At 38.4% G+C, this 14083-nt stretch carries 13 protein-coding genes; 11 read left to right on the forward strand and 2 right to left on the reverse strand.

Annotated features, from left to right (window positions below; genetic code table 11):
- Positions 1-9: 9 nt before the first annotated feature.
- The 7 genes from KHA96_RS10070 to KHA96_RS10100 all read left to right on the forward strand — a co-directional run bounded on the left by KHA96_RS10070 (position 10) and on the right by KHA96_RS10100 (position 4830).
- Entirely contained in the window at positions 10-471 is a 462-nt protein-coding gene (locus KHA96_RS10070; RefSeq protein WP_213129173.1) for a hypothetical protein, read from the forward strand.
- Positions 472-550: 79 nt separating this feature from the next.
- Positions 551-919 carry a cytochrome-c oxidase gene (locus tag KHA96_RS10075; RefSeq protein WP_213129174.1) on the forward strand — a complete coding sequence of 123 codons (369 nt, stop codon included), beginning with the start codon at positions 551-553 and terminating at the stop codon, positions 917-919.
- 310 nt (positions 920-1229) lie between these two features.
- Entirely contained in the window at positions 1230-1793 is a 564-nt protein-coding gene (locus tag KHA96_RS10080) for a histidine phosphatase family protein (RefSeq protein ID WP_249315443.1), read from the forward strand.
- Between the two features lie 5 nt (positions 1794-1798).
- Positions 1799-2515 (forward strand): nucleotidyltransferase domain-containing protein, encoded by a 717-nt coding sequence (locus KHA96_RS10085; protein WP_213129901.1) that lies wholly within the window; start codon positions 1799-1801, stop codon positions 2513-2515.
- Between the two features lie 102 nt (positions 2516-2617).
- Positions 2618-3541, forward strand: coding sequence for a helix-turn-helix domain-containing protein (locus tag KHA96_RS10090; protein WP_213129176.1), 924 nt, complete (start codon positions 2618-2620; stop codon positions 3539-3541).
- Positions 3542-3771: 230 nt separating this feature from the next.
- On the forward strand, positions 3772-4212 hold the full coding sequence (locus KHA96_RS10095) for a GyrI-like domain-containing protein (RefSeq protein ID WP_213129177.1): 441 nt from the start codon (positions 3772-3774) through the stop codon (positions 4210-4212).
- Positions 4213-4326: 114 nt separating this feature from the next.
- Positions 4327-4830: a GNAT family N-acetyltransferase gene (locus KHA96_RS10100; protein ID WP_213129178.1), complete on the forward strand. Its 504-nt coding sequence runs from the start codon at positions 4327-4329 to the stop codon at positions 4828-4830.
- Positions 4831-4888: 58 nt separating this feature from the next.
- On the opposite strand, the gene KHA96_RS10105 is transcribed toward KHA96_RS10100, so the two are convergent.
- Together KHA96_RS10105 and KHA96_RS10110 are read right to left on the reverse strand one after the other, a co-directional pair.
- Positions 4889-5857: a LacI family DNA-binding transcriptional regulator gene (locus KHA96_RS10105; protein ID WP_213129179.1), complete on the reverse strand. Its 969-nt coding sequence runs from the start codon at positions 5855-5857 to the stop codon at positions 4889-4891.
- Between the two features lie 111 nt (positions 5858-5968).
- On the reverse strand, positions 5969-9313 hold the full coding sequence (locus KHA96_RS10110) for a GH36-type glycosyl hydrolase domain-containing protein (RefSeq protein ID WP_213129180.1): 3345 nt from the start codon (positions 9311-9313) through the stop codon (positions 5969-5971).
- Between the two features lie 259 nt (positions 9314-9572).
- Here KHA96_RS10110 and KHA96_RS10115 point away from each other — a divergent pair, with 259 nt between their 5' ends.
- The 4 genes from KHA96_RS10115 (at position 9573) to KHA96_RS10130 (ending at position 14005) form a co-directional block, all read left to right on the forward strand.
- On the forward strand, positions 9573-10235 hold the full coding sequence (locus tag KHA96_RS10115) for a carboxylesterase family protein (protein WP_213129181.1): 663 nt from the start codon (positions 9573-9575) through the stop codon (positions 10233-10235).
- A 96-nt stretch (positions 10236-10331) separates the two neighbouring features.
- Entirely contained in the window at positions 10332-11354 is a 1023-nt protein-coding gene (locus KHA96_RS10120; protein WP_213129182.1) for a Gfo/Idh/MocA family protein, read from the forward strand.
- A gap of 86 nt (positions 11355-11440) precedes the next feature.
- Positions 11441-12409, forward strand: coding sequence for a sugar phosphate isomerase/epimerase family protein (locus tag KHA96_RS10125; protein WP_213129183.1), 969 nt, complete (start codon positions 11441-11443; stop codon positions 12407-12409).
- A gap of 480 nt (positions 12410-12889) precedes the next feature.
- Positions 12890-14005 (forward strand): NAD(P)/FAD-dependent oxidoreductase, encoded by a 1116-nt coding sequence (locus KHA96_RS10130; protein WP_213129184.1) that lies wholly within the window; start codon positions 12890-12892, stop codon positions 14003-14005.
- The last annotated feature ends 78 nt before the right edge of the window (positions 14006-14083 follow it).

Consider the following 14083-nt stretch of genomic DNA (forward strand, 5'->3'; position numbering starts at 1 on the left):
GATTAAGAGATGGAACACCAACTGTTTTCGCACAAGCAATTAGCTGCATCATGCTTCAACAAAGTATGGGACTATCTAGATAAAGAAGCTCTATCCTCTGAAGAAAAAGAAGAAATGATTCACCTATGCCATAGCTCATTTTGGCACTGGACTCAAATTGAAAATCATACTAAGCAAAACATTTCTATCGGCTATTGGCAGCTTTCACGTGTATATGCTGTAGCAGGACAAGGTGAGAATGCTTTGAATTACGCAAAACGCTGTATAGCAGTAGGAAAAGAAGCTAATCTCGATCCATTTTACATCTGTTATGGATATGAAGCCTCAGCAAGGGCGTATTCTGTATTACAGCAATCAGATAAGTGCCAAGAAATGGTGGAACTAGCCTATGATTATGTAAGAAAAATTGTTGATAACGAAAATAAACAATTATTACTAAATGATTTAAACAACATTCCCGATCAAGCTTGAGAAAAAAGAACTAGGATAAAGAATTCTCCTCATGTCTAGCTCATATAATGTACTGACTAATTATATGAGGAGGTTTTATATGGGGATTAAGTTGATTAAAATAGCTGTTGTTTACTTTTTGATCGGAATTTCTTTTGGACTATATATGTCTCTCACTCATGTTTTCAAACTAGCTACGGTTCACGTGCATATTAATTTACTTGGCTGGATGTCTCTTTCGATTGCTGGTATTTTTTATATTTTATTTCCAAAGCTTGCTGAGACATCTGCTGCAAAGGTCCATTTCTGGCTCCATAATATCGGTCTCCCGATCATGATGCTCAGCATTGCATTGGCAATACTGGAAATAAGCCCAATCTTTTTCCTATTTGCTACGATAGGCGGGGTCGTAACCGTTATTGGAATCTTTTGTTTCGGCTATAATGTTTTGAAAAATTTACATTCTTGAGGAATTGGAGCACCCTTTAAAAAAGGGGTGCTTTTTTCAAAAGTAAAGAAAGTATAACGTTTGATACGGTCCTTATTTTAAACAAGTCTTTCATTGTCTAGCTTCAGGCTCCCAGCGACTAGCAAACTTTCAACTTCTTTCCATGATAAGGAAGCCAAGCTCGTTCCTCACCGTGTTTCCTTTATCTCGTCAGAAGCTTAAAAAGTTTGTACGTCTCTTAACGGGCGCCTTTCGCTTTTCTTAATATAAAGGATATAGTCACTTTTTGGAGAATAATATACATAAAAGATGTAGATTGGAGTCCATGAAGTTGCAAACAAATATATACTTAGTTAGGCATGCCCATTCAACATACACACCTGATGAGCTAGGGCGGCCATTATCTGAGCAAGGAGTTAATGACAGCCATTTAGTAACAGAACAGCTTAAGAGTGAAAATATTGATTTTGTTATTTCAAGCCCTTATAAGCGTGCGATTCAAACTGTTGAAGGGATATCAAAATGGATAGATAAAGAGATTATTATAGAAGAAGGATTTAAGGAAAGGAAGCTTGCTAAGGGTCCCGTTGAAGATTTTATTGAAGCCATTACGATAGTATGGGAAAATCCCAACTTCGCTTGGAAAGGTGGAGAATCTAATATTTCTGCCCAAAAGAGGGGAGTAGACATTACGTTTAAGATACTGAAAAAGTATGAAGGAAAGAATATTGTAATCGGAACCCATGGAAATATCATGGTCCTTATTATGAATTATTTTGATTCGAAATTTGATTTTACATTTTGGCAAAAACTTGATATGCCTGATATTTATAGACTTACTTTTGAAGGAACACAACTTGTAGAGGTGAAACGAATTTGGAGAAAAGACAATTGAACAAATTGAACGCAATACAAGCTGCAGCACAATTTATTTCAGAGCAATTTCCAAATTGCCATGGAGCATTATTGGCGGGGAGTGTTGTGAGAGGAGAAGGAACGGAAACCTCTGATCTGGATATTGTTATTTTCGATAAAACCTTGGAGTCCGCATTTAGAGAATCATTAATTGCGCTTGGCTGGCCAATTGAGATCTTTGTTCATAATTTGAGCTCTTACAAATACTTTTTCCAACTGGATAGTGAAAGAGCTAAACCATCCTTGCCGAAAATGGTTTCTGAAGGGATTGTTATAAAAGATGAAGGGGTTATTCAAACCATTAAAAAGGAAGCGAATGAATTATTAGACAGAGGTCCGGATAAATGGTCGGAAGAAACCATCATCACGAAACGATACTTCATTACGGATACGTTGGATGATTTTATCGGCAGCAACAGTCGGGCCGAAGATATATTTATTGCAAATGCTTTGGCAGATCTCGTTCATGAATTTGTTTTGCGGATGAATGGACGGTGGATTGGCTCGTCAAAATGGATTGTGCGCGCGCTAAAACAATACGATGCCGCCTTTGCTGATGAGTTTGTGATCGCCTTTGATGAATTTTATCGATTACATAAAAAAGATAAAATCATTATATTAGTAGATAAAGTGTTAGAGCCGTATGGAGGAAGACTATTCGATGGTTTTTCAATTGGGAAAAGTGATTCTACTCATAGTTGAATCACCTTATTCAACCAACAGTTGATAGGTGGATGGGGAAAGGCATGCTACGATAAATATTGACAGTGCGCGCTGTACTTATATCCAAATGGAGGAGTTCATATGCTCGATACGAGAAAAATTGGTGCATACATTTCCAAACTTAGAAAAGATCAAGATATGACGCAAATGGAATTGGCAGATCAACTTAATGTTAGCCATCAAGCTGTTTCTAAATGGGAGCGGGGAGAGTCGTTGCCAGATATCGGCACGCTTCCTGTGTTGGCACAATTATTTGGTCAAACGGTAGATGACATTATGAATGGCGGGGCTGAAAGAGAAAATCGAAAGTTTCAGCATATCGGTAAAATCGTTGAAAAGATGACAGAGGACCAAACAGAGGAAGTAGCGGAAATGATTAATACTGGTGAAGTAGATGTAGAGGAACTCGTTGAGGTAGCTCCAATTGTTAAAACTAGCAAATTAAAAAAAGTTGCCGAACATTTAGATGCCGAAAGTTTTAGTATGGAGATCATTGTTAGGCTCGCTCCATTCTTGGATTCGGAAACATTGGATGACCTAGTCGGCCATGCAATTGAGGGTGAAGTACAATGGGAAGTCGTTACGAAATTAGCTCCTTTTCTAAGTCAATGGACATTAAATCAATTAGTCGATAAATCAATTGATGGGACCATTGACGTGCAAGAGTTAGTCAGACTTGCGCCGTTCCTCGGAAGAGACCAACTCGATAAGTTAGTTCACCATGCCGAAGAGGGGAGTTTTAGCTGGAATATTGTCCAGTCACTTGCTCCATTCATTAGTAAAGAAACATTAGGCCGCCTCGTCATTCAAGTAGTGGATGGTAAATTAGATGCGAGTCGGATAGTAAGTCTCGCTCCATTTTTAGATAAGGAGCATATTGATAAATTAATTAATGAAGTAGAGATGGAAAATCTAAACCCGGATATTCTTGCAAGTCTTGCCCCTTTTATTGACCAAGGGACATTGAGAAATTTGGTTACTAGTTTAATAACGAAGCGTGTTTGACATAGTATTGAAAGAGGCTGGGACATAACTAAAACAATCAAACCTAAAGACGAACAATGATCTAACTAAGCGCAGTATATTTCCGGAGCGGGTATATACACTAAACAACCTATTGTTCGGATTTATCTTTGTCTGAAATAGTTATGTCCTGGTCTCTTTTTTTATTAATAAAGGAGTTTTGGAGTCATTCACAGAATACATCAGTTAAAACACTAGTAGGAGTGCTAATGATGGAAGCTGTTATTGTTAATCAAGAAAAAACCTTAATTTTATTCGGTTTTTCCAAGCTTCATGATCCAAGCAGGGCATATAGTGAAACGATGTTTGAACTGTTGGATCGAGTTTGGGAGGAGGTAAGAAATAAAAACCTCTCTCATAAAGGCATTAATCATGTCGTTTATGATACTGGTCAGATCGTATTTGCCGGGATTGAATTGATATCGCCATCTGAAGAAAATTCATTGTTGGAACAAAGGGTTATTCACTTTAAAAAGTATGCTTATTGCAAACATAATGGACCATATAGTGAGTTAGACAAAACTTATAAAAAAATTCAATCGGTTCTAGAGATTTCGGGAGAAGATCATCAGCTTCCGATAATGGAGATTTATGGACATTGGAATGAGGATGAATCGAAGCTTGAAACGGAGATAATTTATATTCTCGAATAAAATGATAAGTACAAAAATACTAATTCGATTTTCTTGATGGTAATAAGGAAACGATTTAGTCCTTTGAAAATACGCATCATAATTAAAGATTTGGAGTAAGGAGATAGATTAATAATGGACTATCGAATTTTAATGAAAGAAGATGCGGAGATCTATCAAAAATTAAGATTAGAAGCTTTACAAACAAATCCAGAAGCATTTGGGTCTACATATGAACGAGAAGTCCATTTTACACGAAAAGACATAGAGCACAGGATTGAACCAACCGTTGATAAATTTGTATTGGGAGCTTTTGAGAAAGAATCATTAGTTGCTACGGCCAGATTTGTTCAGGAGATGGATTGCAAAACAAGCCATAAAGGATATATATATGGCATGTATGTTTCACCCTCGTATCGTGGAAAAGGAATTGGACATGAACTACTAAAAAGAGTAATGGAAAAGGCAAAATTACAGGATCGATTAGAACAAATCACTTTAACGGTAGTTTCGGATAACTTTAGCGCAAAAATGCTATATGAGAAAATGGGATTTAAAGTATTTGCTACGGAGAAAAATGCATTAAAGGTCGATGATGTCTACTATGATGAAGATTGGTTAGTCTATTTTCTAAATTAGGAAACTTTATAATTCAACTCGAGAAAAGGTGTCCGGATGAATCCCGACACCTTTCAACTTATAATAACTTCCCGACAGAACCGCCCTTAACCAACTCAACGGTAATTTCCAGTGGTTCAGTTTTCTCATTTTTTATTAATTGAATTAATTGTTCAGCTGCTTTCGAACCCCAGTCTTTTTTTGAATAATGGATTGTCGATAGTCTAGGATGAACATATTGGGACACTTCAATATCATCAAAACCAATAATATGAATATGTTCGCCAACGATGTATTCAGTTCCTGCCAAATAATTATACATTCCGATTGCCATTTCATCGTTGAAACAGAAGACGGCAACAGGATTCGTATAGTTTTGTATGATTTGTTGAGCTGCATGTTCTCCCGATGGCTTGTCAAAGTCGCCTCTTATGATTTGATAAGAAATAGAAGGATGGTTTTCCATTAGCTCTTGTACAAAGTGCAATCTTTGTTCAGAGTCGTAGGAACCTGGTGAGCCTGATACGAACACCATTTGATCGTGTCTGTGCTCAATCAAGAAGTTCACTGCCAGCTCAGCGCCCATTTTATTATCGAGCAGCACGCGCTCGATATTAGGGTGCTCAATTTCCCGATCAAGGACAACGAGCTTGTGACCGCGCTCTGCATAGGTTATAAGTTCCTCATCAGGAAAAGTAGCATCTAGAATAATCGCGCCATCAATGATACCTTCTGGCAAAAAACGGTGAGACTCTTTTCCCGTACATACAATCAAATCATAGTCTTTAAGATTCAAGGTTTCCCGCATTCCATGTAAGAGCTGCCCAAAAAATGGCCCGCTATAATCCGTTAAAAAAGCTCCGATGATTTTTGTTTTGCGTTTTTTTAATGTTCTTGCGGCTGCGTTCGGTATGTAATTCAATTCTTTTGCGATTGCAAGTATCTTGGCACTTGTTTCTTCTGTCACTTTCGGGCTGCCGTTCAGCGCATAAGAGACGGTTGAAATCGAAACACCTGCTTTTTTCGCTATATCTTTTATGCTCACCATGACGCTCTCTCCATTCTTACAAATCCACTTACTTCTAATGTATCGATAGTTTCTGATTTTGACAATCACTAAAAACAAAAGCAGCGGTCAAAAATGCCGCCGCTTTTGCTGTTAAATGGATATTTCTATTATATTTTGTCCTGTATTCAATCGGTTAATCCAATCTTCTTTTGTTATAAGGAATCCGCCTTTACGGTATGGATTCTCAATCCGGTCTGCAGCCAACGCTTCACCATTTATTTTAACTAAACGTTCAGCAACACCTGTCAACTTGTAGATAAAGGTAACTGGATTCCCATCAATTTCAAAATCAAAGTGAAGACCGTCTAATGTATCAGGGAGTACTGGATCGATAATTAAGTCACCCGCGGCAATACGAATACCAAGAACATTTGAAATTAATTGATTCATATAAATTCCCGGGCCGCTTGAGTAAATGCGCCAACCGCCTTTGACAGCAACAGAACCTGTTCTTAATTCATTAAATCTTTCTTGAGCTTCATAGCGTGTGTTAAACTTTCCGTCCGAGCTGCTGAAATATGAATTACTTTGACGAATTTCAGCATTTGGAACAGCTTGCTGAATGCTGACTGGATTGATAATTTCAAGCCCTCTCCATGCATCTTGTGCTTTTCCAAGTTTCGCCATTGCTTCAATATAGCGAATATGAGCATGAACATATTGTAATCCAACTTCCCGTCCAAAGTTAGACGCTTGTTCAGCACGCTTGAAATTAGTACTTACTCCACCTTCATAGTTTGCAGGGCGATTCATCAATCGCACTCCATCTGGACAGAAGAACTTCTCTTGAATCAGTTCATAATGCGCTTCTGCTTGTTCCGGTGTTAATAGCTCACTGATCATGCTGCGTGTCATTGGTAAAAGACGATAATGAATTCCAGTTATTGTATCTTCAGGGTGAAGCATTTTTTCTGGCTGGCCAGCTTTTTCCATGTACAAGAATCCAGGAATGATATTGGATGGTGCCATATACTTGTGGAAATCAGCGTTAATACCAGCTGCTAGTTCGTATAATTCTTTTGATTCTTCAGGATTAACTTTTTCAAGTGCTGTTGCCAACTGTCTAATAGATTGATAAGTAAGGGAGACTGTCCAGCTGCTTGCCATATATTGTTTTAGTTGAGCATTGGCTGGTTGTAGCGTGTCATCCCAATCCCCATCTCCGTATGAAGATAAGTACGTATCGTGTAAGAAATGATTTTTAATATAGTCAATTTCTTTTTTAGCGTGATCGAAAATCGTTGCAGTTTCTTCCGTAAACTGGAAGCTGCTTCGATCCATATATGGAACTTCTTCTTCTAGAATTCCAAAATCCTGCGTTACGTTTAAATAATCGCTCAACACTTTCAATGGCCAAACAATGATGTCTCCGTGACTTTCTCCAGCTTGAATGTTTAAATAACGATCAAACATAAACCATTGCGGCCAGTTTCCGTCGTCTTCGAATTGATGAGAGAAGACAGTTTTTACAATATCTTTCACTACATCATATTTTTGAGTGGCCATAAAATATTCAACTGGACCTTGGCACACATCACGTGTTCCCCAAGCTGCACCGCCATATTGCTCTAGTCCGTGTGGAACAGAATAGTGAACGAGCATATTATGCGTGTACCACCAAGCAAGGGAATTGAATTTTTCAATCGATTCTGGTGTTGAATCTTGAAGGGATAGCTTAAATCCATTCATCGTTTTCTTGAAGAATTCACGGTATTTTTCAATTTCATCTGCCACTTTACGCTCAGCGAAAGGCACGATCTTACCATGTAAAAGACCTTGAACTGTCATGGACCAATCAGCTGTTTCTTTTACTTCCAAAACAACAAGAGATGCAGAATTGGCGGCCACATTTTCAGCTAAAATCTGCTCGTCTGCTACTGTAAAATCTGCTCCCGTTACGCGCAAACGATATGTTAAGTCAGGATAATTATTTTTATTAAAAGCACTTTGACCTGCTTTAAATGTAAGAACTTCATTTGTTTTTTCCATAATAAATGGCGATTGATACTCATTGGCATCCATAATAACTTGATTTGTAACAAGGTACGGATAAGCATTGCCGCTTAGCGTACGGATTTGTAAATGTACTTCTGTAGAATCAACCGTAGTAAAGTTAGTAATAACAATCGTGTCGTTAGCTGTTTTATAATACCAACGTGCGTAGTTAAAGCCTAATTCAAATAGAGAAGGCATCGTTAACAGTTGATATTGGCCATTCATTTTTACATAAATGCGTTGCCCGGAAGTTTTCATTACGTTTAGAGCATTTCTAGCATTTGTATTAAATTTGTTAAAAGAAGTATTGCCGATTACGAGCTGGCAGTTGAAAATCCCGTACATATAGGATGTCGTTGTAATAACTTCTTCAATGTCTTTTACGTTGTTTCCACTCATCAAAATATGTCCATGCGGCCGTTCAACTAACAGTTCTTTTTCCTTCAAGACAATGTGTTCATGTGTATCTGTAAAGAAAGAAAGAAGTGTCTCATCCGCCCATTCCTCTTGATGCCGATTCGGGAAGAGATGGTTGATTTCTTCCATTGTCATTGACTGAGTTTGCAGTGTTTCACCAATCGAAGGAGAGATGGATACATTCTCAGTATAATGAAAATCCTTTGTTTCAGTTTGTTTCACTTCGTCCCATGCATCCATTATTTCCTGTTCAAATTCCAAGGAAGTAATCGCTTCTGCATGATTTTCTTTAAATAGACCATAAAATACGAATTGCGTAGAACCGGAAAGTTTCACGCGCTCTGATTGAAGTGCCGTATACGTAAATTCGTATTGATATACTTCATTGGCGAGCGTTGCTTTAGACAATGCTTCCGGTTTGTTTGTTTCTTTATAACATTTTCCGAAAAATTGAAATCCGTCAGTTGAATAACCAACCAACTTCGATAATGCACCTTGCTGTAAATAAGGGAAGCCTGTTGATTGCGGTTGGTTTTGACGAGAGCAAACAATATAGCCTCTCTTTTCATCGTTAAATACTTTATTGTCTACGTATTGGGACATATATGATTCATTGGAACGAACCGCTCCTTGATCCGCAAGGCCGATGTCCTGTGCATAAATAACATCTATTTCTACACCGGAACCATCTACTACTACGTCCCAAAACCAAATGTTTTGCTGTGTTAATGTAAAGGTAACTTTATATTTTACTTGCTTGTAAGAGCCTTCCCAACAAGCTTGATTGTTATAATAAGAGAACTTGCTAGCAGATTGCACGCCTAATAGAGGAATTGCTTCGATTTTTTCATCTTCATGAAAACGTAAATAAATATTATTTAACGAGCCATCAATTGGATTTGCGATCCATTGACTGATCATAAGATGGTTGGAGGCAGCAACATGCAAATCGCCACTGTTTAAAAACGAAAATTGCATATCTCCCGCCGTCATCTTAATCGTTGAATCTGTAATAGTAGTCATGATTAACTCCCTCGAATCATTGATATTTTATCAGGCAATCGAAACGTTTCGATTGCTTTGTTAATTGGATTATAAACTCATTAAAATCATTAGTCAATGATAGAATCGAAACGTTTCAATGGAATCATAAAAATATGCTAAAATGATAGCAAGAAAAAGTAGAAATGTTTCTAATTATCCCTTAGAGATAAACATTGATATTTTTTTAGGTAGAGGGTACATTTTTTGTAGTGAGATAATATTACGGAGGTGGTAAAAGATGATTGAACAACGTCTTCAAAAAGAGGTAACTATTACAAAGCAAGTTGAGTTGTCCTATTTGTTATCATTGCCGAAAGAATATGAAGAAAATCACGATACGTCCTATCCTCTTGTTTTATTTTTACATGGTGCAGGAGAGCGCGGCGATGATTTGAATCTAGTAAAGGAACATGGACCACCAAAACTAGCTAAGGAACGTGACTTTCCATTTATCCTTGTGTCACCGCAATGCCCGTTCGATATGAGATATTCGACATGGGAGCTTTATATGGATGATCTCAATGCGCTTATCGATGAGATTATTGAACAATACCGCGTGGACAAGAAAAGGGTGTATGTAACTGGTCTAAGCATGGGTGGCTTTGGAACATGGGATATAGCAAAGCGATATCCTGAAAAGTTCGCCGCTGCTGCCCCAATATGTGGCGGTGGTTCCACGAAGAATATAGAACGACTGAAAGGTGTTCCAGTTTGGGCTTTTCATGGAGCTAAAGATGATGTCGTTCTTTTAGAAGAAAGTGAACGCATGGTAGAAGCTCTCAGTGAAGTAGGCGGCAGCGTAAAATTAACGGTCTACCCTGATGCCAATCATGATTCATGGACAGAAACATACAATAATCCTGATTTTTACAAATGGCTTTTAAGCAAGAACAAAAAGTAATACTTTTGGTGGCGGTTTCAAATTTATTGTAGTATAACTATATATTTGATAGAATCAATCGAATAGTGTGTGAGTTTAATAAAGGAGAAGATACATATGAATAAACTTAAAGTTGGAGTTTTTGGCTGCGGAAGTATTGCAAGATATCGTCATTTACCTGAATATGCAGCGAATACCCAAGTGGAAATTGTGGCTGTTTGCGACATCGTAGAAGACCGAGCTAAAGAAATGGGCGAACAGTATGGGGCTCAAGCTTTTACAGACTATAAGACTTTGCTTGCTGAAGCAGATGTCGATATTGTATCTGTTTGTACACCAAACTATTTGCACGCTCCAATTTCAATAGATGCTTTAAACGCAGGTAAACACGTACTTTGCGAAAAACCAATGGCGACGTCTGAAGAAGATGCGCTTGCGATGATTGATGCAGCAAAAAATAATAATAAGAAATTAATGATTGCCCACAATCAACGTTTCGTTCCTTCTCACGCAAAAGCGAGAGAATTAATCGAAAACGGTGAAATTGGAAAAATTTATAGCTTTAGAACAGCGTTCGGACATCCGGGACCTGAAGGATGGAGCATTGATGGAAAAGGAAGCTGGTTCTTTAGAAAAGAAGAAGCTTTCATTGGAGCGATGGGCGACCTTGGTGTCCACAAAACAGACTTAATGCGCTATCTGCTCGGCGAGGATTTTGTTGAGGTAGGAGCATTTGTTGAGACTGGTGCAAAAGAAAATAGCACAGTCGATGATAATGCAGTCTGCGTGTTGAAATCAGAAAATGGAATTGTAGGAACATTAGCTGCAAGCTGGGCATATCAAAAAGAAGACAATTCGACGGTTATTTATGGAGAAAAGGGTGTTTTACGTCTTGAGGATGACCCTGAATACTCATTGATCGTTCATTATCGTAATGGGGAAACAAAGAATTACGATCTTGGAAAAATTCAGTCGAATGAAGAAGGCGGACAAAATAGTACTAGAGTAATTGAGAATTTTGTAAACAGCGTTGTGAATGATACTGAGCCGCCAATCAATGGTGAAGAAGGAATGAAATCTTTAAAAGTCGTCCTTGCAGCACTTGAATCAAGTGAAACAAAACAAATCGTACAATTTTAATAAAAATAGTTTAAAATAGAGTTGAGGTGTTAAAAAACACCTCAGCCATTACATAATTTTATTTTAGAAGGGATCGGTGTTTAATAATGAAACTTGGTGTTTTTACTGTTTTATTTTCCGACAAGTCTTTTGAAGAGATGCTTGATCATGTACAAGCATCCGGCCTCAATGCAGTAGAAATTGGTACAGGCGGTTACCCTGGAAATGCACACTGCGATCTAGATGCTCTACTTGAAAGTGAAGAAAAGCGCAAAGATTATTTGCATCAAGTTGAATCTAGAGGTCTTACAATCAGTGCATTCAGCTGTCACGGAAACCCAATTTCTCCTGATAAAGAATTTGCTCAAGAATGCCATGATACGATCGTTAAAACAATTAAACTAGCTTCATTAATGAACGTCCCTGTTGTCAATACATTTTCTGGTACACCTGGAGATCATGAAGGGGCTAAATATCCGAACTGGCCAGTTGCACCTTGGCCAAATGAGTATGGCGACGTTCTTAAATGGCAATGGGAAGAGAAGCTTGTTCCATATTGGAAAGAAGTCGGCAAGCTAGCAGAAGAGCATAATGTGAAAATCGGTCTTGAGCTTCATGGTGGATTCCTAGTTCATACACCATACACATTATTAAAACTAAGAGAATTAACAAGCGATGCGATCGGAGCAAACCTTGATCCAAGCCATATGTGGTGGCAAGGTATCGATCCTGTAGGAGCAATCAAAATTCTTGGTAAAGCGAACGCGATCCACCATTTCCATGCAAAAGATACATTCATCGATCAAGAAAACGTAAATATGTATGGACTTACAGATATGCAGCCATACACAGAGCTTAGAACAAGAGCTTGGAATTTCCGTTCCGTTGGTTGTGGCCATGATATGAAAGAATGGTCTGATATGATGAGTGCACTTCGCACATATGGATATGATTATGTTGTCAGCATCGAGCACGAAGATCCAATCATGTCTATTGAAGAAGGATTCCAACGTGCTGTAAGCAACTTGCAATCTGTACTGATTAAGGAACAACCATCTGCAGCTTGGTGGGTATAAGTTTCATATAACCTGCAAAGGAAATGTCGGCGAACTCCGCCTGCTTCTTTTGCAGGTTTTTTTATGGGGTTTTGACAGGAATTGAAGCAGCTTCATGATCAAGCAATCGGTTATCAGTTTTGACAGTGGATTCGGAGCTAATTCTCGATGAAAAAGTTCAGTTTTTGGGTTTGGTCGGTAATCTGGGTTTAATTCCCGATGAAAAAGTTTGATTATTGGATTTGGTCGGTAATTCGGAGTTAATTCTCGACGAAAATACTCAGATTTCAGATTTGATCGGTAATTCGCGGTAGCTCCTCGATAAAAAAACTCAGACTTGTAATTTGATCTCGAATTCGAAAGATGACACCTTATAGGTGGAGGAATAAATTTTTGACTTGGGAAGCTCTAATGGTGGCTTGTTCAAATTAGGAAACTGGAAAATTCATTATTCTTCAAGTAACATTTGATGTATACGATGAAAAAAGAAGGTTACTTTAGATGGAAAAATATATTGTAATTGGTGCTGGAATCTTAGGGGCTTCGACAGCCTATCATTTAGCAAAAGCAGGAGCCGATGTGACGGTTATTGATCGGAAGGATAAAGGGCAAGCAACGGATGCTGCTGCAGGAATTGTATGCCCATGGATTTCACAAAGGCGGAACCAAGCGTGGTATCGGCTTGCAAAAGGTGGAGCGCGATTTTATCCAAACCTTATTCAAGAATTGGAAAAGGAAGGGGAATCTGATACTGGCTATTCTCGTGTAGGGGCAATTAGTATCCATACCGATTCAAAAAAATTGATCGAGATGGAAAAAAGGGCGCGGAAACGGCGTGAAGATGCTCCTGAAGTTGGAGAAATTCAAGTACTTAGTCCAATGGAAACGAAAGCTTTATTTCCATTAATTGCGGATGGCTACGGTTCAGTTTACGTAAGTGGGGCAGCGCGAGTTGATGGGCGAGCATTGAGGGACACTTTGCTAAGATCAGCTGAGAGGTACGGAGCAACGATCGTAAGAGAGGATGCGGGACTTCTTTTAAGTAGAAAGAAAGTAATTGGTGCAAAGACGAGTGAAAGAACGTATTTTGCAGATACTGTAATTGTGACAGCGGGTGCTTGGGGGCGCCAACTGTTAGAACCACTGGGTGTCAATTTTCAAGTTGATTTTCAAAAAGGGCAGATTTTACATATGAAGCTCCAAGATATAGATACAGATAAGTGGCCGGTAATCATGCCTCCAGGCACCCAATACATCGTACCTTTTAATGATGGGAGAATTGTTGCAGGAGCAACTCATGAAAAAAATGCTGGGTTTGACTTGCGTGTTACAGCTGGAAGTATACATGAGATCTTAGAGCAATCTCTTAACTTTGCCCCTGGTCTATCCGAGGGTACGATTGTAGAAGCTAGAGTAGGGTTCCGACCTTTTACAAAGGATTTCCTCCCAGTTATTGGTCCACTTCCCGGATTCGAAGGAGTCCTTATCGCTAATGGATTAGGATCTTCTGGCCTCACGATGGGTCCTTATCTTGGTTCTTTATTGGCGAAGATAGCTTTAAAGGAAGAAGTAGATTTAGAATTAGAACCTTACACCATTTTTCATGCACTTGCCTAGTTTGTTAAGATTTTGTAAATATCCATAAAATCGTAATTTCATATGATAAGCTAAATATGGAACTTCAATCTTGAGGTT

It is taken from the genome of Bacillus sp. FJAT-49711, from assembly GCF_018343715.1.
GTDB lineage: Bacteria > Bacillota > Bacilli > Bacillales > Bacillaceae_C > Lederbergia.